21 protein-coding genes are annotated in these 26,959 nt (G+C 41.5%); 9 read left to right on the top strand and 12 right to left on the bottom strand.

From position 1 onward, the window contains the following. Positions 1-72 precede the first annotated feature (72 nt). From R2Q94_RS02305 to R2Q94_RS02270, 8 genes are all read right to left on the bottom strand, one after another. A complete protein-coding gene (locus tag R2Q94_RS02305; protein ID WP_316819815.1) occupies positions 73-714 on the bottom strand; it encodes a DUF6266 family protein in 642 nt (213 codons plus the stop codon). Further along, the gene (locus R2Q94_RS02300) at positions 702-1,118 is read right to left on the bottom strand and encodes a hypothetical protein (protein WP_316819814.1); all 417 of its coding nucleotides are present in this window, start codon (positions 1,116-1,118) and stop codon (positions 702-704) included. Before R2Q94_RS02300 ends, R2Q94_RS02305 begins: the two co-directional genes overlap by 13 nt. After that, positions 1,088-1,669: a peptidoglycan-binding protein gene (locus R2Q94_RS02295; RefSeq protein WP_316819813.1), complete on the bottom strand. Its 582-nt coding sequence runs from the start codon at positions 1,667-1,669 to the stop codon at positions 1,088-1,090. The genes R2Q94_RS02300 and R2Q94_RS02295 overlap by 31 nt, the downstream gene beginning before the upstream one ends. Then, positions 1,588-1,950 carry a hypothetical protein gene (locus R2Q94_RS02290; protein WP_316819812.1) on the bottom strand — a complete coding sequence of 121 codons (363 nt, stop codon included), beginning with the start codon at positions 1,948-1,950 and terminating at the stop codon, positions 1,588-1,590. Before R2Q94_RS02290 ends, R2Q94_RS02295 begins: the two co-directional genes overlap by 82 nt. A gap of 71 nt (positions 1,951-2,021) precedes the next feature. Continuing rightward, positions 2,022-2,672 (bottom strand): DUF6266 family protein, encoded by a 651-nt coding sequence (locus tag R2Q94_RS02285; protein ID WP_316819811.1) that lies wholly within the window; start codon positions 2,670-2,672, stop codon positions 2,022-2,024. 173 nt (positions 2,673-2,845) lie between these two features. Beyond that, complete coding sequence (locus R2Q94_RS02280) at positions 2,846-3,130, bottom strand: helix-turn-helix domain-containing protein (protein WP_316819810.1); 285 nt, start codon at positions 3,128-3,130, stop codon at positions 2,846-2,848. A gap of 2 nt (positions 3,131-3,132) precedes the next feature. Beyond that, complete coding sequence (locus tag R2Q94_RS02275; protein ID WP_316819809.1) at positions 3,133-3,762, bottom strand: DUF6266 family protein; 630 nt, start codon at positions 3,760-3,762, stop codon at positions 3,133-3,135. A gap of 191 nt (positions 3,763-3,953) precedes the next feature. Continuing rightward, a complete protein-coding gene (locus R2Q94_RS02270; RefSeq protein ID WP_316819808.1) occupies positions 3,954-5,390 on the bottom strand; it encodes a hypothetical protein in 1,437 nt (478 codons plus the stop codon). 422 nt (positions 5,391-5,812) lie between these two features. Here R2Q94_RS02270 and R2Q94_RS02265 point away from each other — a divergent pair, with 422 nt between their 5' ends. After that, positions 5,813-6,688 carry an Rpn family recombination-promoting nuclease/putative transposase gene (locus R2Q94_RS02265; protein ID WP_316819807.1) on the top strand — a complete coding sequence of 292 codons (876 nt, stop codon included), beginning with the start codon at positions 5,813-5,815 and terminating at the stop codon, positions 6,686-6,688. On the opposite strand, the gene R2Q94_RS02260 is transcribed toward R2Q94_RS02265, so the two are convergent. From R2Q94_RS02260 to R2Q94_RS02245, 4 genes are all read right to left on the bottom strand, one after another. Further along, positions 6,626-7,777 (bottom strand): PepSY-associated TM helix domain-containing protein, encoded by a 1,152-nt coding sequence (locus tag R2Q94_RS02260; protein ID WP_316819806.1) that lies wholly within the window; start codon positions 7,775-7,777, stop codon positions 6,626-6,628. The two genes, R2Q94_RS02265 and R2Q94_RS02260, sit on opposite strands and share 63 nt — an antisense overlap. After that, positions 7,767-10,073, bottom strand: coding sequence for a TonB-dependent receptor (locus R2Q94_RS02255; protein WP_316819805.1), 2,307 nt, complete (start codon positions 10,071-10,073; stop codon positions 7,767-7,769). The genes R2Q94_RS02260 and R2Q94_RS02255 overlap by 11 nt, the downstream gene beginning before the upstream one ends. A 59-nt stretch (positions 10,074-10,132) precedes the next feature. Next, positions 10,133-10,834, bottom strand: coding sequence for a hypothetical protein (locus R2Q94_RS02250; protein WP_316819804.1), 702 nt, complete (start codon positions 10,832-10,834; stop codon positions 10,133-10,135). A 245-nt stretch (positions 10,835-11,079) separates the two neighbouring features. Further along, the gene (locus tag R2Q94_RS02245) at positions 11,080-12,369 is read right to left on the bottom strand and encodes a nucleotide sugar dehydrogenase (protein ID WP_316819803.1); all 1,290 of its coding nucleotides are present in this window, start codon (positions 12,367-12,369) and stop codon (positions 11,080-11,082) included. 144 nt (positions 12,370-12,513) lie between these two features. Here R2Q94_RS02245 and R2Q94_RS02240 point away from each other — a divergent pair, with 144 nt between their 5' ends. From R2Q94_RS02240 to R2Q94_RS02205, 8 genes are all read left to right on the top strand, one after another. Next, the gene (locus tag R2Q94_RS02240; protein WP_316819802.1) at positions 12,514-13,500 is read left to right on the top strand and encodes an LCP family protein; all 987 of its coding nucleotides are present in this window, start codon (positions 12,514-12,516) and stop codon (positions 13,498-13,500) included. A gap of 484 nt (positions 13,501-13,984) precedes the next feature. Then, on the top strand, positions 13,985-14,551 hold the full coding sequence (locus R2Q94_RS02235) for a phage tail protein (RefSeq protein WP_316819801.1): 567 nt from the start codon (positions 13,985-13,987) through the stop codon (positions 14,549-14,551). A gap of 35 nt (positions 14,552-14,586) precedes the next feature. Next, positions 14,587-22,569, top strand: coding sequence for an MBG domain-containing protein (locus R2Q94_RS02230; protein WP_316819800.1), 7,983 nt, complete (start codon positions 14,587-14,589; stop codon positions 22,567-22,569). A 38-nt stretch (positions 22,570-22,607) separates the two neighbouring features. Next, positions 22,608-23,498 carry a type IX secretion system membrane protein PorP/SprF gene (locus R2Q94_RS02225; protein ID WP_316819799.1) on the top strand — a complete coding sequence of 297 codons (891 nt, stop codon included), beginning with the start codon at positions 22,608-22,610 and terminating at the stop codon, positions 23,496-23,498. Between the two features lie 137 nt (positions 23,499-23,635). Beyond that, positions 23,636-24,316: an aspartyl/asparaginyl beta-hydroxylase domain-containing protein gene (locus R2Q94_RS02220; RefSeq protein ID WP_316819798.1), complete on the top strand. Its 681-nt coding sequence runs from the start codon at positions 23,636-23,638 to the stop codon at positions 24,314-24,316. 14 nt (positions 24,317-24,330) lie between these two features. Next, positions 24,331-25,284, top strand: a complete 954-nt coding sequence (locus R2Q94_RS02215) for a hypothetical protein (RefSeq protein WP_316819797.1) — start codon at positions 24,331-24,333, stop codon at positions 25,282-25,284. A gap of 2 nt (positions 25,285-25,286) precedes the next feature. After that, positions 25,287-26,240: a phytanoyl-CoA dioxygenase family protein gene (locus tag R2Q94_RS02210; protein ID WP_316819796.1), complete on the top strand. Its 954-nt coding sequence runs from the start codon at positions 25,287-25,289 to the stop codon at positions 26,238-26,240. Next, positions 26,241-26,795 carry an adenylyl-sulfate kinase gene (locus R2Q94_RS02205; protein WP_316819795.1) on the top strand — a complete coding sequence of 185 codons (555 nt, stop codon included), beginning with the start codon at positions 26,241-26,243 and terminating at the stop codon, positions 26,793-26,795. The last annotated feature ends 164 nt before the right edge of the window (positions 26,796-26,959 follow it).

The following is a 26,959-nucleotide window of genomic DNA, read 5'->3' as shown; positions in this document are numbered from 1 at the left end:
TAATTTATTGCTAAAAATAACCAGGGGCTATAAACTAACCATGACACCCGAGGCATCATGGTTATAAATCAACTAAAACACCATTCCAAGGTACTGCGTCACGGAATTCGGACTTTTTCGAACCAATTTTGGACCTACAGTAAACACAAAAACATGTACACGACGTCCGATCAAATTATGGAGATGGAACTCCGCCTGCAATTGGCTCACCGGAGCAAGTGCAAAAGTATAATTGACCTCATGCTGAGTTTCGTCGTAAAGTACCAATGCCAGCGTATTATTTCTATTCATAATATCCTTGGGTTTCTCCCAACTTAAGCCAAAAAGACCATCACCTTTATCCTCCATCTGCAGATTAGATAGAGCCGGACCATAATCTTCACTCAGCTCTAGTTTAGTCAAATCCAGAACCAATTCCGCAGCTTCCGAAGCATAAATTTTAGGATAATTAACCGAAAAAGCCTTTAATTTTGGGCATGTTTGCCGCGCATAGTTTTTAAAACCGGTCTTCAGCACAGGAGAAAAAGGCTTTAAAAATTTCTGCAAAACCCTAAACTTTTCCCGCTGTTTAATCTGCGCATCCGATGGCGCTTTCTTAGGTAATGCAGGGTTGGGCAACTCCCTCACCATTTGTTTCCCTTTTCTTACGTAATAAACTCTGGACCCAATTCTTCCTGAAACGAGACCAAATATACCTTGCTCTAAAACTGCCATAACTTATAAAATTTAAAAAGTAAATAAATTCCGACCAGACCGGTCAGCACTGATATCCAAACCCGCTTTGGCTCCTTTACCATTGCCTTTTCCTCCTTCGAGACATGTGTTTTAGCCAGCTCAACTCCTGAGGAGCTGCTCCTGCCCTTCTCTTTAAGCACCAGCTTATCGGCCTCACCTAAAAATCCAATTCCCGGCGAATACCTGAACTCCCCTTTCGGCCAAATCTGTGCTTCCTGCTCATAACCATTGGAATCGCGGTAAAAGCGAAAGACTGAAGCGTCCATATGGGACTCGGAAGAGCTTTTACTGGTAGTTCTAAAAATACCGCATGCCAGGAACATGGTCATGCAAAGTAAAATCAGCATAGCTTTCAAGGCATCCTCCTTCCATTGCTCAGCCAATCGGCAATCTTATAAACCGATTTCCGATGCCTCCTTTTCCGATACACACCATCTCCCTCTCTGCTCCCGGAAAGGTTCGTATTTCCCTCCAGCGACACCAGCCAGTCGCCATCCCCTTTTTCAATCAGACCCACATGGGCAATCCGTTTTTTCTCCGGAAAATAAATGCCAATTACATTGCCTGGTAATGCCGACTTCACCAACCTGGCATCTGGAAATAAATCCGGCGACCAGCCCGAACGCGGCCTTTCAAAACCCGCTTTGAAAAAAGTCCAGCTGATGAAAGCGGCACACCAGGGTTCTGGCTTCTTTAAACCAACCTTTGCCAGAAACTCCGCAATCCTCTCCCCATCGTTACGCCCTGTTTTTTCCCTTAAACCCAGCTCGCCCTGCGCTATTTTAACCAGCAACAAGCGATATTTATGACCTGCTACCAGCTCAGTTTTAGAAAAATCAGAGGAGCCATGCTTCAACACACTGCGCTCAGACAACCAATAGCTGCCAGCAAAAGCAATCCAAAGGAGGCCAGAAAAAAACGAACTTGCTGCCATAATAAAAGGGTCTTAAATTGTGAAACCATAAATAAAATGTCTGGGAGGCCTAAACTTGCCCAGGCTTGTTTTAACAACCACCAACACAAGCCTGTAATCAGTAAAAAGCCGATGAGACTAAGTAGAATCAATAACCAAATGCTCTGATCGATATTTCCAGCTGTCCCATCAATACTTCGTAAAACGATTGGACCAACTGTCCAAAGACAAAAGAGCAGCAGTAAAACCTTAACCGGCTCCTCCCACTGAAACACCGGAAGCTTTATTTTTTTTGTATTCATGATGATTTGATTAGGTGAAAAAATAAAAGAGTCCCGGCAAGCGCTCTTAAACACTGCCGGGACTCTTAACACTAAGCGAGTACCGTTAACACCCCTAAATAGGCTGTCGGAGATACTTCCTTGTTTTTACTTGAGGCGAAAAACAAGTAGCAATGAACCTTGTCGCCGATAAATGAACCCGGCACATAAATCGTTACCCGGTTATCTCCCCTAACCAGGCCTTCTGCCGACTGGATAATTTTATTCTTATCCGAATTGTACAGCAGGATGTGCACCCCATCAGTTACATCCGCCACTTTAGTTGGCATGGCACCAGAAACCCAGCTCACCTCAACAGTTTGCTCGGCCAATGCCTGTACTTTCAGTTTAGCTCCCAGGTCTAGTTTTCCATCCTGGCTCAGGCTGATGCCTGGAAAATCCAGTTCATAATCCGGATAAACCCCAAGAATGGCGCTTTTCATCATTTCTTTAGCCAGGATATTTCCAGCGGTAACCTTGCCATCCAAATTTCTAAACCCAATCGCAATAAGATCTGCTGCTTTTGAGGTAAAGCCCGTCACCAGGCCAAATCTTGCGCGCTGATCCAGTTGATTCGCCGTTGCCGGCTTCGTTGATTTTGCCGGGCGGTTTTTCACCACATTCAGGCCTTTCCATCTTGAGGCAACCACGTCGCCAATTCGTCCGTTAAATGGTCCAAAAGCACCAGGTTTGTACGTTCCCATAATTTTTAAATTTTAAAGATTAATTATTCTGTTCATTCAAATCAATTGCCTACCGGTAGCGGAGATTTGTTGAAACGAATGTAGAGAGAGCATACCTATCCGACTAATTTACAGAGGAAAGCTGCCGGAGATTGCTGCGTTTTGCCGGAGATTGCCGGAATCTTCCAGGGCAGTCAGAACTCCTGATGAACCAGTTTGTAAACATCCGACTGCAAATAAAAAGTGGTTCCACCAATGACACGATACCTTAGCATTCCTGCTTTACGCCAATTATAAATGGTCCTCTCGCTTTTGCTAAAAATCCTCATCACATCCTGAGTATGTAACCAAACCTCTTCTTCCTTTTTCTGTTCAGGAAGCAGCTGAGGAGGTTCCAGCTTTAACAGTGCCGCCAGCTGATCCGTCTGAACTTTTAAAAGCTGCCGGAGCAGTTTTAACATTAAATAATCCTGCTTCATGGCTACCACTTTACTTTACCTGTATACACACTATTGGAAATGCTCTTCCTATCATTGGCAATAAATGCGATATAGGTTTCAGCGATCTCCCCATGGTCGATATCAAATATGGATAGCAAGTCTTTTCCTTTGTATCTGGAGGTTCCAGCGGTGAGGTATATGGCCTTATTCAATTTTGGGAAATAAGCCATGAGCATCACCTGATCTGACCAATGAGTTCCGGCCACATTTTCCTGTAGATCCCAGCTAAAAAGCAAGCCATCCCGATCTACAACAACCTGAACTCCTTTTGGAACTGGCATCGAGCCAAATGTGAGGAGGATCTTTCGATAATCCAGGCTGATCTTTGGAAACTCGCCTTTAAATCCATGCCGCCAGTTATACGCGAAGGCCGGATTCTGCGCATGTAAGGCGAGCCGACGGCCTTCCTCTTCATAACCTACCTGGATAAACTCTTTAATAGGATTCAAAAATTTAGAAAGTAACCTGGTTTTTAACCTCACCCTTTTCTGGGGCAGGCTGATGGGTTTATTAGAGCGACCGATCAGGCGGGTCACAATTTTTCCATTCAACACATAGGTAGTGGTGTCGCCAAGCTTACCTAAATTGCGACCATTTTTTAAAATTGCCATACTGATTAATATTTGGTTAATAAATGATAAAAAAGCAATGATTTCGTCCGGAAAAGACGGAGGTTCAGTAGGACTTGACTTAGGGTTCAGTAGGAGTTCAGAAGGGTAAATCCTACACCAACTCTTACCCGACTCCTACTGAACTCCTACCGAACCCTACGGGAACCCGCAACTCTTCCCGAACACTTCCCCTACTCAGTCCGGGGACTTTCATCCATTATGGATCGGATCATTTTCATGGAAAATTCTATCGCTCCCCAGTCCTTTACAAAGAGACTGATGCGAAAAGCATGGATCGGTTGATCGGATTCGAAATTGAAATTTTCCTCTTCATAAAATAGAGGATGCTCGCAAAGTTTGACTGCCAATGCGCCAGTCAATGGTCGTTTGAATTTTAGAAAAGCATAAGATCCACCTTCAGGCAACGTCAATGTGGCAAATTCCGGTAGGTAATTTTTATATAACAGCTGTAGGTTAAAAGCACTTTTTATGCAATAGTCCCGACTTTTCCGCAGCTGCATTTTTAATTCAGACCTGGAAAAAGAAGCCATCAATGCTTTTTCCGCGGACTTTTCCCAACCTATATAAATGCGTTTTGTGATTTCCCGTAATCCGGCAATAAAGTTCTCAGGACCAGCTACCATACAGGTTTCATGAAGCATCGGGTAAAGTTTGCTATATGGAGAGAGATAGATTAAATTCCCATGTCCAAGAGAAAAATCAAGGCGGGGTAACTTTTTACTTCGGAACTCATAATCATCATCCAATACGACAATACAGAAACCATATCGCGCTGCCAGTTCTAAGATCTGGGTCCAGCGTGTCTCCGCCATACGTACCGGAACCGGAAAATCAGGTTCAGGCCTCACAAAAATGACCTTTACAATACTTCGTTCGCAAATTTCTTCTAGTCGTATGGCCGACATTCCCTGTCCATCAGATCCGCTGAACTCTACGTTCAGTCTAAGTTGCCTGGCTTTTTCTATCAAATCTACATCCTCGGGAGAGCTGATCACCAACAAATCCCCCATATTGGTGGTCATCTTTAATACTTTAGAAATGGCTTCCCCATAGGGGATGATGCAAAACTGCCGATCATTATTAATCAGCTTTCTCTTTCTGAGCAACGTCAATGCATCGGAGAACAAACAAGGTGTTTTCTCCTTAAAAGGAAAGCGGACGCTGGGTCGCTTTCCTGTGCTTAAGTTCAACACTTCATTCCCACTAAAAGGATAGCTGCTGCCCAGGGTCATCAAATTCATTGCCCCTTGGCCCCGAACCGGTAGAGTAACAGCATCAAGCTCCCTAAAAGGAAACAAAGCCGAACTCGCTACACACACATCGGCTGGAGCAGAGGGATGATACATGTAAGTCCCAACCCTATTTAAGGTATAAAGTATCTCTTTGCGCTTAATCCAATATCGGTAAGCCGCTTCTATCTGGTGTCTTTTTACCTTGAGAACTTCCGACAACTGTCGGACTGATGGCATTTGAAAACCATACGGATAATTCCCCTGCTCATATTCATTCGCAATCCACTTAATCAATTGTTTTTGAACGCTCTCTCCAATTTGCTTAAAATACAGTTTCCAACTATGACACCAACTCAGGTCTAAATGATACTTCATGATAAAAAATTAAATTAATTCAAAGAAATTTTAGTTATCACAAATAATCGTTATTAATTATATTATTCCTAATAAAAATAACTGTCTTTGTGTTTTTAGCACTTCTGTCTCAAAAAGATTAAAGTAAGGTTGAAAAAACAGGGGAATTGCAATAAAAAAAGAAAACAAAGCACTAATAGTTAAGAATACACCGTTTGAAAGAAAAAAACTTTGAGTACTGTGCTTAAAGAAGCTAGATCTTGGACATAAAAAAACGACAGTAGAATATCCATTAGTGAAATTAGCAGGCTTTTATCAGGAGTTTAAAACCAATAGCGCTAATCGGATTTTCAAGAGAATAAATCAACATAAGAAATATTTACATTGATTTTATTGTTTTAGTTAATTTAAATAGTAAGATTAGACTTCTAAGATCGCAGAATATGGAGCTCAATGATGTGAGACAGGGTAGTGCTTATGATAAGATTTTTAAGGAGAATATGGAAGCCAATCTGGAAGGTATTGTTGAGCAGGTATTGAGTATGAAAATAGTACTGAGCGAAGAAATTCCAGATGATTTACAACAAACGAAGGAAAGAAAACCGGATTTATTAAAAAAGGTCCAGGACGAGAAGGGTCAGATTTTCATTTTACACATTGAATATCAACGTAAAAACGATCAGGATATGGCTTATCGCATGGCTGAATATAGCATCATGTTACAAAAGAAGTACAGGCTGCCTGTAAGTCAGCACATGATTTACATCGGTAAAGAGCGAATCAACATGCCGATCAGTATTGACACTACAAATTTTAAATTCAGCTACAATGCGCAAGCAATTAGCACAGTAGATTATAAGCTTTTTCTGAGCAATAAGGTATTAGAAATGAAATTACTCAGCATACTGGGAGATTTAGGCACTGTAAAGCCGAGAGAGGTACTAACTACCCTTGTCAACATCATAAAAACGCTGGTTCCTGAAGAACTTGCTTACAACAAATATATCAATCAATTGAAGGTTTTAACCCAATTAAGGGACTTAGAGCATACATTAAAAGACGTTATGGACGAAGTAGAAAATTTCTATGTAAAAGAGAGGGATCCTTATTATAGGGTTGGAAAAGAAGAAGGCATATTGGAAGGCAAGCTGGAAGGCAAAAGAGACGGGAAACTTCAAATTGCCAGAAAAATGATTAAAGAAGGAATTGCTATACCTTTGATCGTTAGATTTACAGGCTTAACTAAAAAAGAGGTTTCAATTTTGAAGAGCAGGCTTTTTCCTTTTCCGAAGCCAGATCAGGAAACCGCTAACAGGTAAAGTTGCACAAATAAAACTGGCAAAAAATGCAAGGATTTGGCTTGGCCAGCCATAAATCCTTCCCGTATGAATCGCCTCGTTAGAGTTGCGCCATTTCATCGCCATCGCTTTATCCGAATGAGTGATGCGGTCAAATATGGCACCAGTATTCTGATCAATAGAATAGTAATTCATTCCCAACCAGGCATCACCGCTATCCTTCATGATCATGTAAGCCGATGCAGATTTCGCTGTTTCTGAAGGAATAGCAATGCCAATAGTTTCATAATTTCCTTTTGCTTCTTTCATGAGCGACAAAAGAGCCTGATCCAGAGCAAGTCCATGTAATGGAAGAAGGGCGGGTACAGGCTGAACATTCGCCAGCTTAACCCTTGTCTTTCCGCCCAAAGCTTTTAACATGCCGGTCTCCCACCATTGAAAAGCCCAAGTAAGTCCGGTAAAGACGATGACCAATGCAAAAGGTAAAACATATATTCCAAAAACCGTATGCAACTGATGGTTCAGTTTTTTAAACTTGCCAGAAAAGTTAATTTTTAGTTTTTTTCGGAGGTTTCTGATTTTTTTTGGCAACCAAATGATCAGACCAGTCAACAATAAGAGCAAAAATAAAAGCGTAGCTATGCCAGTCAACTGTCCGCCAATTTCCTTTTTCAACAACAGGTACCTGTGTAGGTACAACACCACATTGAAAAATTCATACTTGGCATTAATTTGCCCTAAAACTACACCGTTATAAGGATTCACATACACCTTTCTGTAATACTTCACTTGATCAAAATAGCTGATCCCTGTAGGTTTTTTATCCGCTTGCTGTGCAATAAACACATAACTTTTATCCGCAGCAGAAATTTCGATCCCCGTAATCTTGTTTCCTTCAGGCAATGCTTTTGCTGCAATTTCTGAAAGCGCCGACAAGCTCAAAGGAGTTGTTTGTTCAGCTTTTACTGATACCAGATCCCGGTGAAAAAAATCAAATAATTCTGTATTGAATACATTGATACAGCCGGTTATGGAAATCACAACAATTAGGGAACCAATCAACAGACCAGCCCAGAGATGAACTAAGGCCGCGATCTTTTTAAAACGCATAAGCCATGGTCAGGTTATAACGCGCACCATTTGCTTTGATATAAGACTCTGTACGAACTTTTCCCTGCGACAATACCGGATAATAATCTGCATTGAACAAATTATCAATCCCCAGTTTTAAAGTTGCCTTTGGCGTAAAATGATAGGCAGTATATAAGTTGAAGAAATTAAATGAATTTACCGGGCCTTCACCTAGTGCATAGTTTCCTTTAGCGTCTGGTTTAAACTCTTTTCTTGACCCTGAATAGATCCAGAATAAACTCAGATCCAATGCTTTTATTGGAGAATAAATGATACTACTGGTTAACTTATCCGGACCAATTCTGGTGGTTGGCAATGGCAATTTCTTACCATTTACTTCTTTGGTACCCTCTAAATGAGAATAGCCAACAGACATGGAAAGGTTAGGTAAAAAAGCATAATTCGCTGTCGCCTCAAAACCAGAAACACGTTCCGGCGCTCTTTCAGGCGTAGCTACGCCATTCACATCTTTTAAGCTCGAACCCAAATCCGAAGTGCTCACATAATAGGCACCAGTTATATTTAAACGCTCCCAATTGCTGCTAAAGCCGATCTCATAATTATTGGTAATGATCGCTTTTGTTTCAATCTTACTGACATCATCTACCGCACTCAAACGAAGCGTTCTACCCAAGTCATACAAGGAGAAACTTTGAGAGAAACTTACAAATGGGTTGAATAAATTCCATTTGCTATACCTCAAACCCGCATTGTAAACGAGAGTATGGTAACTTAAATCAGCGCCTTTAACAGCCACCCCACCCGCATAATTTCCGAAAGGAATGGTCGTATAATCCGGAACACCAAGCTGAATGTTCTCATAACGTGCTCCGGCTTTAAATACCAGGTTGTCGAATAAAAACGTACGCAACTGTGCATAAGGTGCATAATTCTTCATGTTCATTTCCGGCACAAACTCCCTTCCATCGGTCAGGTTTTGCTTGGTAATATCATTCAACACATCTAAACCATAGGTTACATCACCCTTCAGCTGAGGTAAAATATGGTATTGGGTATTAAAATTAAATCTGATCCCCTTTTTCTTCGAGGCAATGGCAGAGTTTCCTGCTGGTTTATAGAAATCAGAATACTCGAATATCGAGTAGAAATCCTGCATATACAGGTTCACATTCAGGGAAGTCCCTTTAAACAATTCCTGATTGGTATATTGAATATAGGCATTGTGGTTATAAGGTGTACCTTGCTTATCGCCAATTGGCGTCCCTGGTTTCCCTGTAATCGGGCGAACGCCATAAATCCCTGCAGAATCCACATATGTCGCATTTTGCAAAGTATGATAATAATTATACATCACTTCGATGCGGTTTTTCGGATTGATATTGTAGCCTAATTTCGCATACAGGTTTTTACTATTGGTCTGGCTCAAAGATTGAAAGGGCGACACTACTTTCCCATCCGCATCTTTATATACACCAGTATGTTCATAAGTACCACTCAACACATAATCCAGTTGATTGACCTTTCCGCTGAACAACTGTGAAAATCGCGTGCCTATAGAATTTTTAGGACTCACTAAGGAACCCATTGAAGAAAGCTCTGATAAAGAGCTGAATTTTTTATTGGTATCGGCTTTTTTAGTAATGTAATTGATGATCCCGCCATCGGCACCATTGCCATAAATAGCCGTAGAGCCTTCAATCACTTCGATTCTGTCGATCACAAAAGGATCAATACTTCTAAAATCCCGCTCTCCATTTCTTAAAGGAGTAGACTGCGGAATTCCATCGATCATCACCAATGCATTTCTTCCCCTTAGCGTTTGCCCTTTGTTTACCACGGTATTGGTCCCTAAGGTTAAAGCCGGGATATTATAGGTTAGAATCTGGTTCAAATCTGTGGAAATCCCCCTTTGCATCTCAATCTGTCTGGAATTAAGAATTTTGACAGAAGAAGGCACATCTTTTAAGGTTTCTGAATTTCTGGAAGCGGTCACTACCACCTCATTTAAGTCGCCATCTGTACTGGAAATAGTGAAATCAAGCTGGAGTTCCTGTTTTCCATTCAGGACTACCGACTTAGAAACTGATTGATAGCCGACTCCGGAAGCCGTTACTTTATAGCTGCCGCTATCCAAATCATTAAACGCATAAAAACCAGTCAGGTTGGTCTGACTGGTTTTATTTATTCCTTTTAAGGATATCGTTATATGGGCAAGTGGACTTCCTTTTTGGTCCCTTACTTGTCCTTTAATTACACTTTGTGCAAAAACACCAATTGGAAAAACCAATAAGCTCAATAGTAAAAATCTTTTCATTCCCCCTGACACTCTATTTGAAATTAATCTAAATAAAGTGCAAAAGTATAAAATTATTTTTATTTATTGCTACCCAGATGGAAGCTGATTCCCACAGAAACAGGATTTAAAAGAAACTCTGATTTATTGGTCCTGGCAAGAGAACGATAATTGTTCGCATCTTCTGTTACTGCTTCCTGTCGTTCATACGAATAGAAGAAATCCAGACTACTTTCTACAAAGAAAGTCAACTGAGGTAAGGGATGGAATTTTATCCCTACAACCGGCCCTACTATGAAACCATTTTTAGAAGTTTCCATTTTATTTGGAGGCATGGTTGCCTGATCAACCTGTGCTGCCTTTAAGGCATTCACATTTTGCGATAAGCCAATGAAACTATTTGCCCTGTATCCGATATCCGCTCCAATGTAAGGTTGTATCCTGGAAAAGTTCATATTCTTCTCAAAACCCACTTTAAAGGTATAATCCTTTACATCGCCGGTTACGATCTCGCAATTGATACAGTTGTTAAAAAAGGTTTTAGATTGTTTGATATAGCTACCCGAAATCCGATAGCTAATTTGATTGTCATTGAACTTCACCATCATTCCGGAGAAGTAGGTATTGATATACTTTACAGGATCGGTTTCATTGAACAGTTTTGGCATCTGCATGGCTCCATACCCCCTTAAAGTAATGGAATAGTTGTAGTCTGTGTTCATTTGAGAAAACGCAGTTCCCCCAGATAACAACAGTACTAGAATTAGTAGTTGTTTTTTCATTAATTGTCCCCCACGGATTTTTTTTTCGCCATAAAAGTACAGCAATAATTAACATATACAATACCTAAATATTTGTATTCGGGAGAACAAACACCTAAAGCGAATTCCTCGGGCTGAATATCGAAAATCGTCTTTTTCCTCTGAAAAAGCGTATAGGCAACGTTTTGTAACATTGGATATTTTACATTTTTCTGAGGAGAACTAAAAACGTGCCACAATATAATAATGATTATATATTTTTTTTCCTACAACCTTGCATCTGTAAATTTACGCTCAATAAACGATTTTGTGTCAAATACTATTGCGCCGTTCAACTGGTATTTTTCATAATCAATGGCTAAAAATTCCTGATGAGAAACCGCAACAATAATGGCCTTATAATTTCGGTCAATTAGCGTACTATCAAGCCTAAAACCGTATTCCTGCTGCACCAGTTCAGGATCTGCCCAGGGATCATAAACATTTACTTCCATGCCAAACTGTTGCAATTCCTGATAAATATCGATTACTCTGGTGTTCCTGATGTCCGGACAATTCTCCTTGAAAGCAAAACCAAGAATTAAAACCTGCTCTCCTTTTACCGGGTAACCTTTTGCTATCATCAGCTTGACTACTTTATTGGCCACAAACATGCCCATGTTGTCATTTACCCTTCTTCCGGAAAGAATCACCTGTGGATGGTAGCCCAATGACTCTGCTTTATGCGCCAGGTAGTATGGATCTACACCAATGCAATGTCCGCCAACCAATCCAGGCTTATATTTGAGAAAATTCCATTTGGTACCTGCAGCCTCCATCACATCATTCGTATCGATGCCAATCCGATCAAAAATCAGCGCCAGTTCATTCACAAAGGAAATATTTACATCCCTTTGTGCATTTTCTATAGCCTTTGAAGCTTCTGCCACCTTAATACTTGGGGCTTTGTGTGTACCAGCAGTTATGATTTGGCCATATAGCTGATCGATTTGCTCCGCAATTTCCGGGGTAGAACCGGAAGTTACCTTTTTTATCTTCGTTAAAGTATTGACCCTATCTCCGGGATTGATCCTTTCCGGGGAATACCCACAGAAAAAGTCTTCATTAAATTTTAATCCGGAATATTTTTCCAAAACAGGTACACAGTCCTCTTCTGTACATCCAGGATAAACTGTAGATTCATAAATGACAATATCCCCTTTTTTCAAAACAGCCCCAATCATTGCTGAAGCTTTTAATAAAGGTTTTAAATCTGGTGCTTTAAAACGGTTAATAGGGGTCGGAACGGTTACAATATAAACCTGACAGGACTCCAGCTCCTCAGTTGCATAAGAGAAATATAAACCATGGTTTGCAGAATTGGAATTCAAAACCTGTTTTAGCTCCTCCAGGTCAGCTTCCTTCGTCCGGTCCTCTCCTCTGGAAAGCTCCTGAATACGCAGCTCATCAATATCAAATCCCAGTACCTGGTACTGCTTGGCGAATTCAATAGCCAATGGCAAACCCACATAACCTAAACCTATAATTCCAATTTTACACGCTTTATCCATATTCATTTAATTTCCCTGAGCTTCGGCTTTCAGATCAAAACACCGAAATTTTAAGAACGTTTTAAAGGTAGAAAGAATTTTTCTGGTACATGGGTACGGTTATTGAAATATTGACCCAGGATTTTTTAAGCAGTCCGACAACATATGAGAATGATCGCCTTAACTATTCTAGCTATTTGCTTCGGATTTTTCCAGATTCAGGCACAAGACAGCATTGCCAGGAAGGTAGATTTTTCGGCTCCTCCGGTGGCAAAAAAAACGGTTATGCTGGACCGCTCCAATGCGGCATTGGGAATTTCTGAGCAAGCCATAGCCCGACAAAAAAAACTTCAGAATCCTCAGGTCAACATTGCCTTATTTGCGGTAGACAGGCGTACCGAAGCCGAAGCTGGAAACTCCGATGTGGTGATGGTGATATCTATCGATCAGCGGACAGGGAAAATCAAAATGTCATCGATCATGAGGGATACTTATGTCAATATCCCCGGTTCAGGCATGAACAAGCTCAATTCTGCCTTTTCGATAGGTGGACCGCAGCTGGCGATTAAAACCTTAAATCAAAACTTCGACCTCGATATCAGGGATTATATGAATGTTGATTTTTATAGTGCAGCAAGGATTGTTGATGCCCTGGGTGGTGTACAGATTCCTTTGAAAGCAGAAGAAATTCCCTACCTAAATAATTACCTGCATGAACTTTCTCTATATGATAAAATCCCTGAAGTTCCGCTTGCTCAGTCAGGACTCCAAAAACTGAATGGAAAGCAAGCAGTTGCCTACAGCCGGATCAGGGCAGTTGGTCATGGTGATGCCGAACGAACCGAGCGTCAACGAAGGGTACTCATTGCGATTTTTGACCAGTTGAAATTGAAAGGTAAGGAAATTTTTCCCGTTTTTGCCACAGAGGTTCTGCCTAATCTGGAAACAAGTATGAACACCATGAGTCTTTTTACTGTTGCAGGCAGTATTTTAAATTCAAAAAATAAAACCATTGAACAGGCCAGATTCCCATTAGACAAGGAAAGTAGCGGAAAAAGAATCAATAACATCTGGTACCTCAGCACTGACTTAAAAACAACCAGTAATTCCATCCATAAATTTATATATGGCACAACCTTTGTAAAAACAAAATCCTAAGGAAAACACAGAGACGACGCTCAAAAATTCGAATTTAAATCAGCAGAAACTCCCCTATGCCTAAAGATGAATGGCAGCTACCAAAAGGGTGACTTGCAGTTTATTGATTAAAATTTTATAAAATTTATAAAATAAATCTTTTAACAACTATAGGTTGTTTCTTCAGGTTACAGCCCACTACTTTGGGTATAAATTTCCACATTCTTACCAAACTTATTTTTTTTTCTATAATTTTACTTTAAGTATTGATAATTAACGCCTCAACCTAATTGTCTCATGGACATTTCCTTTTCTTATAAAGGTACGTTGCTAAAGGAACAAATTTCCAAATTTGCGCCTATAGGTGTTAAGCACACCCTCAATTCTCCAATAAAATTTCTTGATTTTAATTCAAAGGTGATCCCATTGCTATGGATCAAACCAGGAGTTTTATTTCGCTGCTCAAATCAAACAATTATAAACATACAACACAATTCAATTTATTATGGAAGAATACTTAGGAATGATTAAAGCCTTTGCTGGAAATTTTGTACCTAGAGGCTTTATGGCTTGCAACGGACAACTTATTGGAATTCAACAATATGCTGCACTTTATGCACTTTTAGGCACCACTTATGGTGGAAACGGGCAAACTACATTTGGCCTTCCAGACCTTAGAGGCAGGACGGTAATTGGTACTGGGCAGGGACAAGGTTTACCCACCAACCACCTACTTGGTGAGCAGCTTGGTGCCGAGACCAGCTCCATTGGCATTAACAATATGCCGGCACATAACCATTTGGCTAGTTCAGCAATTACTTTCAAAGTAAGCCCGGAAGAAGGAAGCAAGGCTGTTCCTGAAGCAGGAAATTCTTTAGCGGCATCAATAGATGGCAATACAAACCCTATATCCACTTACAATACGGCTGCACCTACCATTCCGATTACTGGAGGCTCTGTAGCAACAACTGTTGGTGCAACTGGAGGTTCAATACCTCTTTCTATCTGGCAGCCAACATTGGCCATTAACTACATTATATGTATTGATGGAGTCTTCCCAAGTAGAAACTAATTTTATTAATTATTAGAATTAACGCTCTCATTCTTATGAAAAAACACCTTTCCTTTAAATTTTTTTTACTCAGCATCATTTGTTTTTGCTTTTTTTCAGTTAAAACAAGTTATGCTCAGTTAGGTCCAGGCGACATCGCCATTGTTGGAGTAAATGGTGACGATCGGCCAACTCCAATATCACCTTTTAATGCAACGCTTGCCATCGTTGCCCTGGTGGATATTCCTTCGGGAACTGAGATTAAACTCACAGATTACGGATGGGATGGAACAGCCTTTAGAGTCAATTCCTCAGACGGTCGCCTCACCTGGACATTAACCCAGCTAGTTCCTAAAGGAACAGTGCTTTCTTTTACCTTCAGCAACATAGGTGGACCAGCTCCAACAATTCAACCCTCCACCTATGGTTCAGTAGCTAGCATCGGCTGGTCAAACGTGGGCATCCGGCCTATTAATAACATCAGCGGAGACAGTTGGTTGATTTACACAGGTACAGAAGCCAGTCCAAATTTCATCTATGGATTTATAAACACCAATTATACCAATCCCGTTCTTGCAACTTATGATAGTACAACGGGCTGGACCGCGGCGGGAAATATTCCTAATAACCAATCCTCAATCCTTCCCAGTCAACTGGTGGGAACAAATGCCTACAATTCCAGGGCAACCTATCCAGGTGGTCCAGATTTAAGCAGACATTACAACTCTTTCAACCAATCATTTGTTGGATCAAAAGAATCTCTTTTAAACAGTATCAAAACACCTGCAAGCTGGGTGGGTACAAATAATCAACCTGAACTAAAAAACCTTATCCCAGGAACGGCTGGTGGCGCTTTCGAAGGTGCACAACCTGTTTACACCGTTTCTGAAGGCCCCACTGTAACCAGTGTGACTTCAACTGCAAATGGAGCTAAAAAAATCGGCGATATTATACCGATCAGTGTTACCTTCAGCGAAATCGTAAATGTAGTAACCACTGGCGGAACGCCACAATTGGCACTTGGTACCACACCTGCTGCTGTAGCAACCTATTCCTCAGGAAGCGGTACAAATACCTTAGTTTTTAACTATACTGTAGGTACTGGACAAACCAGTCCGGATCTCGATTATGCAGCTACCAGTTCCTTAAGCCTTCAAGGTGGAACCATTAAAAACGCAGCAGATCAAAACGCCACACTGACCTTACCAGCAGTCGCCTCCGCCAATTCACTTGGTGGAAGTGCTAATATTGTTGTGGATGGAATTGACCCAACTATCATGTCAGTGACTGGATCACCTCTAACCGGTAGTTTTCGTGCCGGACAAACGATCAGTATTCAGGTAAATTTTTCTGAAAATGTAACCGTTACTGGAACACCCATACTAAACCTAAATGTACCTGCAACGGCAAGTTATGTATCAGGATCAGGAAGCAGCAGTTTAACCTTCAGCTATCAGGTGCTTGCTGGACAGAATAAAGTGGACCTTGATTATGCCAGCATTAGTGCATTGGCACTGGCCGGCGGAAGCATCAAAGATGCGGCAGGAAATAATGCAACAATTACCCTCCCTGCACTAGGTGCCGCAAACTCCTTAAGCGCAAATACCAATATTAACGTAGACACCACTATTCCAACGGTGACCAATGTAAGCGGCACCGACGGAAGTTATATTATAGGGTCAGTCGTACCCATCAGCATTCATTTTTCAGAAGCCATTTATGTAACTGGCAGCCCCCAACTGGCTTTAAATACGAGTCCGGCTGGAAATGCAATTTATGCTAGCGGAAGCGGTACAAATACCCTGGTTTTTAATTATACCGTACTTTCAGGCCAAAGCAGTCCTCTTCTTAATTACACAAACTCCGCAGCACTTACTTTAAACGGCGGAACCCTAAAAGATCCTGCTGGCAATGACCTCGACCTCACATTACCGGACCCGGCCTCCCCAAACTCATTGGGAACGCTCTCCAATATTGTGATCAAAGGAATTCCTCCTGCAGTACAGAGCATCAGCAGGGTCAGCGCAGCGCTCACCAACGCACTCGCAGTAAATTTTACGGTTACCTTTAATGAACCAGTAACCGGAGTTAGCCTCGATGATTTTTCTATTTCAACTACAGGTGTTATATCAGGCCCTTCAGTTGTAGGCATAAGCGGCTCAGGAACGACCTATACCCTAACCACAAATACAGGAACGATCAATGGAACTGGTACCTTACGTCTGGATTTAAAGAGCTCAGGTACTGGAATTGTTGGGGCGTCTGGAAATGCGATCGCAACCGGATATACCTCTGGTCAGAGCTATACTGTGGATAGAATTGTTCCTACAACCACATCAGCTACTATCGCTTCAAACAATAGTAATCCTCTAGTTGCAAAAACAGGAGACGTAGTTACGCTATCTTTATTGTTTTCAGAACCGATAAATATACTTACAGTTACCATCAATGGAAATGTGGCCAACACTGTGAACTCAGGTTTAAGCTCCACTTCAATCTATACCGTCTCAGGCACTGATCCTGAAGGCCAGATCACGTTTAATGTTGGTTATAGTGATGCGGCAGGAAATAATGGCCTTCCTGTTACCGCAACCACGAACGCTTCCAAGGTTTTCGTAGATAACATTCCAACCATCATTTCCTCGGTTAGTTCCTCAGCAACTAACGGACCACATGGTATTGGAACAGTCATTCCCATCACCGTAAATTTCTCGAAACCTGTGATCGTTACTGGTGTCCCTCAGCTTGCTTTAAATTCGGCTGCTAATGCATACGCATCTTATGCAAGTGGTAGCGGAACTACGGCTCTAACCTTCAATTATACTGTAGCTTCCGGTCATACCAGCCCAGGATTGGATTACCGCAACACTACGGCATTGACCCTGAACGGAGGAACAATTAATAACCAAAGTACACTTGCTACTCCACTTGACCTTCCTGCTCCTGGAACAACAGGATCTTTGGCAGATGGAAGAAATATTATCATCAATGGCATCGCACCAACCGTATTGAGCATTGTCAGACAAACTCCGACGGGTCAATATACCAATGCCAACAGCGTGCAATACAGCATAACCTTCAGCGAACCTATAAGCGGGTTAGATGTGCTTGATTTTCAAATGACTACCGGCTCCGCACCGGCATCTTCCGTTGGCCTCGTCGCAGGATCAGGATCAGTTTATACCATAACTGTAGGAACCGGACTTGTGGACGGGAACATATCGATTAATTTAAAAAGCAGTGGTACAGGAATTACCAATATGGTGGGAAATCCTATCCTCACTGGATTTGGACCTTCTGAAACCTATATCATAGATAAAACCCTGCCGACCATTTTCAGCACAACCATCCAGTCAAGTCGCCCTGGTGCTCCTAGTGTTGCCATACCAGGAGACATCATTACGCTTAACTTCACGAGTTCTGAACCCATCTCAACGCCAACAGTATCCATAAGTGGAAATGCTGCAACCGCTCAGAACACAACTGGTAATAATTGGGTGGCGACCTATACCATGCAAAGTGCAAACAATAATGGTATTATCCCTTTCAACATCATTTATTCTGATCTTGTAGGAAATGCAGGCACACCTAAAACTACCACTACTAACAGTTCATTTGTGAGCTATGACAAAACGCCACCAACTTTACCCTCGGTGAGTATTACCTCTAACAGTGGTAATCCATTCTATGCGAAAGCTGGCAGTATGGTCACGTTCATATTTACGGCTTCAGAGACACTAAGTGGCGCTCCAGTAGTGACTATTGGAGGGGTTAATGGTGTAGCTAATCCATTCGGTGCATTAAATTATTTTTACACCTATACACTCCCTTCCGATATACCAAGTGGCCTGCTATCATTTGCCATCAATTTCAAAGATGTAAATGGAAATCCCGGAGTAACTGTAACTACAGTAACAACCGGCTCCATGATCACTGTAGACAATAGCTTACCTACATTAAGTAATGTGAATATCAGCAGTAACAATTCAAATCCTATTTGGGCAAAATCCGGAGATCAGCTGACCTTAACTTTTACGTCTTCAGAAGAAATTCGTGTCCCAACCGTAAAATTCTTTACCAATACATTAGGAACGGTGACCTCACTTGGAAACAACAATTGGAGCGCAACTTACAATTTAGGCAGTTCAGATCCAGAAGGACCTATTCCTTTTAACATCAGCTATGTAGATTTAACAGGGAATGATGGTGTTCCAGTAGCTACAACAACCAATAGCTCTTCTGTAACATACGACCGCACAGCTCCAGTTTCGCCTACTTCTCTGAGTGTAACACCAGGAGACAAACAAAATACAATGCTCTGGACTTTGAACGCCGATTATGCAAAGTATGAATTGATTGGAGGAACTACAGGCTTCTTGAATAATCAAGTGCTGACTACTGTTTTGGCTGCAAATGCCAGCAGCCAAATGAGCTTTACTCAAACAGGTCTGACCAATTCCCTGACCTATCTTTATGCACTTCAGGTTTCAGACGCTGCAGGGAACTCGTCCAGAAGTTTGATATCGACTGGAATGCCAGCAGTTGGACAGACCATTACTTTTGATCAACCGATAGCAGCGGAATATGGCAGCTCATTTACGATCAATGCGACTAGTGATTCAGGTTTACCAGTAAGTTTAAGCTCCAACAATCCTGCTCTTGCTACAATTTCCGGGAATACGGTTACCATTGTAGGTGCCAATAATCTACAGTCAGTCTCTATCACTGCTAGCCAGCCTGGAGATGGGAATTATTCTGCTGCGCAACCGGTGATCCGACAAGTGCAGATTAAACCAAAACCAGTTACGGTTACTGCAAATGCTCAATCGAAATCATTTAACGATACAGAACCTGTATTAACAACGCCATCGATTAGCCCTGCACTCATTGGCACAGATCTGAGCACTGGTCAGTTGGCTAGAGAGACAGGAGAAAATGCAGGAACCTATGAAATCCAGCAAAACACTTTCAGCTTAGATCCGTATAAATATGCGATCACTTATTTACCTGCCAATTTTACCATTAGCCCTAAAATTGTAACGATTATACCTTACCCAAAAACGAAAAACTATAACGCAGCGGATCCTACACTAGCCTTTGGTATTGATATTCCAGCTGTAACTGTAATGGGACCATTAACCAGAGCGGCGGGTGAAGATGTAGGAATCTATGATTACAGCATCAGTTCAATGAGCATAGGATCTAACTATCAGCTTGCCATGAACCCAACGCCTAAATTCAGTATTACCCCTTTAGTCATCAATGTGACCGCAACAGCTGGGAACAAACAATATGGCGACACTGAACCGGTGTTGGCTTACACGAATACACCGGCATTAAAATCTGGCGACAGCTTTAACGGGACCCTCACAAGGCTTCCAGGAGAAGCTCCAGGAACTTATCCGGTAATTCAGGGAACTTTAGCATTAAGTACCAATTACCTGCTCAACTACAACCCTGCGCTGGTGATCTTTACAGTGAAAAAGAAAAACATCAGCATTACACCTACTGCAGGACAAGGGAAAGTTTATGGACAAGCAGATGGAATTATCAACTATGTGGAAAGTCCTGCTTTAATAAACGGTGATACTTTTAGTGGTGCTTTAGGAAGAACTGCAGGTAACGCTGTGGGTGTTTATCCAATTGCAATTGGTACGCTGACGACCAGCAATCCACAAAATTACAACCTGCAACTCGCTGCCGAAAACTATGCCATTACCCAAAAAACCATCATGGTTACTGCAACTGCAGTAAGCAAGGCTTATGGAGATGCAGATCCGGTAGCTTTAACTTATACCTTATCGGAACCTTTATCAAATGGAGATGTGCCAACAGGTGCATTGTCCAGAATTGCCGGGACTACTGTAGGAACTTACCCTATCCAAATCGGAAACTTGTCATTAGGTACAAATTATGACATGACCTTTACTCCCGCAAACCTGACCATTACTCCGAAAGCAATTGCAATTACTGCAGTAAACACTTCAAAAACTTACGGAGATCCTGACCCTGGATTTACTTACACCAATAGCCCAGCTTTAATTGGCGGAGATGTGTTTACAGGTGCATTGGGAAGAGATGCAGGTGAGGATGTGGGTAGCTACCCGCTATCGATTGGCAATTTAGCAGTAAATAGCAATTATGCCCTGACTTTAAACCCAGGTACACAATTGAGCATTATCAAAAAAGTAATCAATGTGGTTGCTGATGCCAAGTCTAAAGTTTATGGAAACAATGATCCTGTGTTAACCTACCAGGCAAGTACAGCATTAATTGGCGCTGATCAATTCAGCGGTGCATTAAGTCGACTGCCAGGTGAACATGTTGGCAATTATGAAATCACACAAGCTGGACTTGCTTTAAGCTCCAACTACAGTCTGAATTATACACCAGCCAACTTGTCGATCACCGCTAAACCTATCGATATTCAAATCAATGCCAAAAGCAAGGTTTATGGTGCACCAGATCCGGAACTGACTTTCAGCAGCACGCCATTACTCGTAAGTGGAGATGTATTTACCGGAGCAATCAGCAGAGCCCCTGGCGAAAGCAAAAATAATTATCTGATTTCTAAAGGCTCACTGGCTGCTAGTACAGATTACATCCTGAACTTTAGCAATGCGAATTTCGAAATTAGTGCCGCACCATTAACCATTACTGCGGATTCGAAGACGAAATTCCTAGGCACCGCCAATCCTGTATTTACGGGTCAGTTCAATGGTTTTGTAAATGGTGAAGATCAATCTGTATTGTCCAGCCAGCCAAGTTATACTTCTGTGGCAACTACCAATAGTCCGATTGGAACTTATCCAATTGTGGCTTCAGGTGCAGTAGCTGCGAATTATCAGATTACACATTTAAATGGTGTTTTAACTGTAGTCCCTGGCGCGCCAACAAATGTATTGTTTGCTGGAACTACACTTTTCGAAAACCAGGCTGCAGGAACGCTGGCAGGTACTTTAAGTAGTACTTCTGATGATCCAAATGCGACTTTTACTTATACATTGACCAGTGGGAACGGTGACACCGACAATGCTTTATTCCGCATTGCTGGCAACCAATTGTTAACCACAGCGAGTCTGGATTATGAAAACAAAAAGGTATACAGTGTAAAAGTGAGCAGTACTACACAACATGGCTTCTCTCTGGATAAAACGTTTACCATCAATCTGACTGATGTGAATGAAATCCCAACGCTGGATGCCATTGCCAATAAAACCATTTGTTATACCAACGCGACTCAGACGATTGCCCTGACAGGTATCAGTGCTGGTCCGGAGGCCGGGCAAAATACCACGCTAACTGTAACAGGTACTAATGCAGCCTTATTACAGAGCCTGACTATTTCATCAGGTACTGGCGATAAAGGAACCATCAGCTACCGCGTTAAAAACGGCGCATCAGGAATCAGTACAATTACTGTTACGGTAAAAGACAATGGTGGTACTGAAAATGGTGGTGTAGATACCTATAGCAGAACATTTGTGCTCAGCGTAAATGCGCTTCCAGTGGTTTCTATTAGTGCGAATATCGGTATCAACAACAATAGCAACAGTACAAATGTAAGTAAAGGTGAGTCCGTAGTATTGACCGCAAGTGGTGGAACTAATTACACCTGGGCCTTACACAACAGCATCATCAGTGGCCAGAATTCAGCAAGTCTTACTGTTAGACCTAGAGAAACCACGACCTACACGGTGACTGTGACTAATGCCAACGGCTGCTCAGAACAGAAAAGCTTTACCATTAATGTGATGGATGACTTATTGACCATTAAAGCCACCAATATTTTAACTCCAAACGGAGATGGCTACAATGATAAATGGGTAGTTGACAACATTGATTTCTATCCGAACAATAATGTGAAAATCTTTGACAAAGCTGGAAGATTGGTTTACAGCAGAACTAATTATGACAATGGTTGGGATGGAACGCTTAATGGCTCGCCACTTAATGAAGGCACCTATTATTATGTGATTGACTTCGGTAAAGGCAGACCATTAACCAAAGGATTTATCACCATTGTAAGAGAGAACTAATGAACGCTTTAACTTCCACAGAAATAAACATCTGCAAGATGAAAAACACTTATAAATATGGTTTAGGATTATTGATGATCTTTGCCATAGGTAGCACCGCAAAAGCACAGCTGAATCCTTTAGCTGCACAATATTATAGCAATCAATACCTGATCAATCCGGCCATGGCCGGAACTGATCAGGGCTTGAAGCTGAATGGCGCCTATCGTAAATTATGGAGTAATGTTCCTGGATCTCCACTGACCCAAAATTTTACTGCCGACTATGGTTTCAACAAAGTAGGCCTGGGGCTAAATGTCTATAATGAAAGCGCAGGCTTACAAAGACAAACACGGGTAGTAGGAACCTATGCCTATCACCTGAAAATGAACAATGAGGCCAATCAACTTCATTTTGGAGTATCGATTGGTTTTATGAGTCAGCGTCTGGAGAATAGCGACATTTACGGCAATCCCAATGACCCTATGGTTGGTCAGTATAACGATCGCAAAACCTACCTTGATGGTGATTTTGGAGTTGCTTATACCAGCAACAAACTGACCATCCAGGGATCTATTCCGAATTTGAAAAGCGTACTGAAAAAGGATGTCATTAAACTGGCTGACGTATCTACCTTTTACGCTGCAGCGAGTTACCGTTTCAGCTTATCAGAAGCTTCCGGAAATTTTGACCTGGAGCCAAAAGTAGCTTACAGGGGAGTGCAGGGTTATGACAACATCTGGGATGCAGGTGCACAATTGGAAATTGCCAACAAACAGGTATTCCTTACTGCACTGTACCATAGTACAGAAAACGCTACATTTGGACTGGGGATGGACTTTAGAAAAAAATACCTGATCTCAGGAAACTACACCACACAAACCTCTGCATTAAGCGGTTATACAAATGGAAGTTTCGAGTTGAACCTTCGGTTGAACCTGAGTAAATAAACAGGTATTGGTTTACTAAAATTTACCTTATATTCTTTAGGAGGTAAACCATTCAAAGTATTTAAAAATATTCATGATGAATCAGCACAGGAGATTATTTTAATCTCCTGTTTTGTATATATTAGAATCTTAAAATTATGCTCCCAACCCACCTAAAATTTAACATCAATTATGATTGCAAACAGTTGCAACAGGAATTGAACTACTGCCTTCAGCAAGAATGGCCATTGCATTTCAATAACGCAGATTTCAATGGCGATTGGAGAAGTATATCCCTTCGTTCTGCTTCCGGTAAAAGCAACGACATCTATGCCCACGCTGGTAGTTATCAAGATACAGAATTATTAAAAAAGTGTCCCTACTTCAGTAGCCTGATCGCTTCATGGAGGTGTGAAAAGGAATCCATCAGACTCCTTGCCCTCGCACCTGGAAGTATCATCAAACCCCACAGAGATATGGGTTGCAGCTATAAAGAAGGCAGCTTTAGAATACATGTCCCCGTGCGGACCAATCCTGGAGTTCATTTTATCATTAATGAAGAACGCCTGCATTTAAAAGAAGGAGAATGCTGGTATCTGGATTTCAATGAAACACACAGTATCATTAATGAAGGCGATGAAACCAGGGTTCACCTGATTATTGATGGCATCAGAAATGACTGGACCGACGAATTGTTCAAAGAACAGGGCTACCCCCTTCATCAGGAAGCCAAAAGCGCAATGTATGATGAAGACACTAAACTTAAAATTATCGCAGAGCTGGAACGCCTGGATACTGATGTTGCCAGGAGTATCATCAGCAAAATGAGAAATAATTAGGCAAGTAAATAAGAATGAATAAAGTCAATACACTACATCCATTAACGAACTGGTTTCCATACCAACTGGCACGATCTGAAAACGAAGAATGGACGGTTCGCTGGATGGATATGGAAGACCTACCATCAGTTGATCCCTTTTTTGATGAAACCATTTCAAAGTGTCGGATCCGAAGAATAGAGAAAAGAAGGTTGTCCAGTGTAAGTAGCCCGGAGTTCTTATCGGAAGTTGCCAGTCATATTCCACATCTACCACCAACAGCATTTGTATTTCATGTATCCCGCTGCGGCTCTACATTACTCAGTCAGGCTTTTGCCGAAGATGCTGGAAATATTACCATCGCAGAAGCACCGGTGTTAGATGAGATCCTAAGGGCCTCAGAAAAACAAGAAATCACCGATTTAGAAAAAAGAAACTGGTTTATGTCGGCAGTCCAAATGATGGGCCAACATAGGAATGGACAGGAATCTGCCTATATCATTAAACTAGACAGTTGGCACCTGCATTTTTATGATACTTTACGCAGCTGGTATCCTGATACACCCTTTTTCTTTCTACTGCGCAGGCCCGATGAAGTGATCGCTTCCCATGAAAAGCGTGCAGGGATACATACCGTTCCCGGGATGCTGAGCAAAGAGTTGCTTAAAATTGATCCTGAAATGGATTATGGCGGAAATTTTAGTCGCTTTACCGCTGATGTTTTAAAAGGATTTTATCAGCAAATAGATGCCATTCAACAGTTACAACATCATAAAAATGCTTTTGCGGATTACGAAGAAGGAGTAACTACCATCATAGCGCGTTTTTCTACATTTTCAGAAATCCCTGTCAGGGATCTGGAACGCATCCAACATCGTTTAAATTACCATAGTAAATCAATTCTATTACCATTCCAAAAAGATCGGAAGCCGGAGGCTAAACACCACTACCCGAATTGTATGGAAGCTTACCAAAAAATTAAAAGATAGATATGAAAGACTGTATATTCAGTAACCTATTTTACGAATACCATGACCACATCAAGAGCGGGAAACCAAATCCTGCAGCCGAAGATTTTTTCCATACAGAAGAAATCTGGTTAAACTTTTATGGACTTGGAAAATTTGAAACTTATGCCTTCCTCTACCGCGATTGTCGGGATTTTCAACATTTTACAGAGTGGGTGACACAATTAAAAGGAGCCGAATTTATTGAGAAAGCAAATAAGGAATTCAATAAATGGCATGAGAACAAAAACAATTCGAAGCCAGATGCCCAAAAACTGGCGCAGGTACTTACTGATGATCAAGTCCGGTTCTGGGAAGAAAATGGATATTTAAGAGTTCCTTTAGCCATAGAAGAAAGCCATTGTGATCAGGTCAAAGCATTGATTTGCAAACACCTTAACCTCCACTTAGATTACCCGGAAACCTGGTATATTCCTCATCCCGACTGGCAGGGTACAATGCTGCAAATGTATCAGCATGAAAAGATCGAAGTCGTTAGACAATCGCCATTGATCAGGCAAATTTTTGCACAACTTTATCAGTCAGACCAACTGATTGCCATACCCGAAAAGCTGGGATACAATCCTCCGCAAACAGAGAACTGGGTACCCGGACAAACAAAATTGCACTGGGATCTGGATATTGATCAACCCATAAAAAATCACATCCAGGGAATGGTGTATTTGGATGATGTTCCTGAAAACAGAGGCCCATTACAGGTTATCCCTGGTTTTCATCTTCAATTTGAGGAATGGATCAAAGATTTTTCATCCTTAGAAAGGGCACATGAGTTCATTAGAATTACCGGCAAGCCAATATTGGTTCCTGGGACAAAAGCAGATTTGATCCTATGGCGCAATACTTGTCCACATGCCGCAAGTATAAACAATTCTGAACTTCCAAGATTCGTACAATATGTGAGTTACAGCAAACTATAGATGATGGGTATGATTGTTCAGTTTTGTGGTTTATCTGGTGCAGGAAAGACAACTTTAGCAGCAGCGCTGGCTCTTAAATTGACACAGGAAGGGCTAAAAGTTTTGGTCATGGATGGTGATCATTACCGAACTACGCTGTGCAAAGATCTTGGTTTTAGTAAATCTGACCGCCTGGAAAATGTCCGTAGAATCAAGGAAGAAGCGCTGAGGTTAAGCATAAATTTTGACCTGATCTTATTGGCCCTGATCAATCCTTTTGAGGAAGGAAGAACTGCTCCAGCTGATGGAGCAGAACTGATCTGGATTAAATGTGACCTGGCAACTTTGAGGGAAAGAGATACGAAGGGTTTATATTTTAAGGCCTATTTACCAGATGGACATCCCGATAAGATTTATAACCTAACCGGAGTGAATGATACTTTTGAAGTTCCAAAGCAGGCAGGATTAATTGTTGAAACAGATGTAATGAACGAAGAGGCCTGTGTGGAATGTTTGTATGACTTTTTAAGTCCGGCTTTAGGAAAAAATAGGATGAGCTACTCCAAGGCATTATAGCAGCCCATCCTATTTTTTACGACCGCATTACCTGAATGGTAACTTAACCTGATATGCGATTCCTTTGCCAGCAACTATAATAAAGCAGGTATTCTTTGTTCATGGATTCTAAACAGTTGCAAAATGACAAACTTTTAATCCTTGTAAAACATATGATAAAACCT

Source organism: Pedobacter gandavensis (assembly GCF_032678465.1).
GTDB lineage: Bacteria > Bacteroidota > Bacteroidia > Sphingobacteriales > Sphingobacteriaceae > Pedobacter > Pedobacter gandavensis_B.
This window is presented reverse-complemented; position numbering and strand designations above follow the sequence as displayed.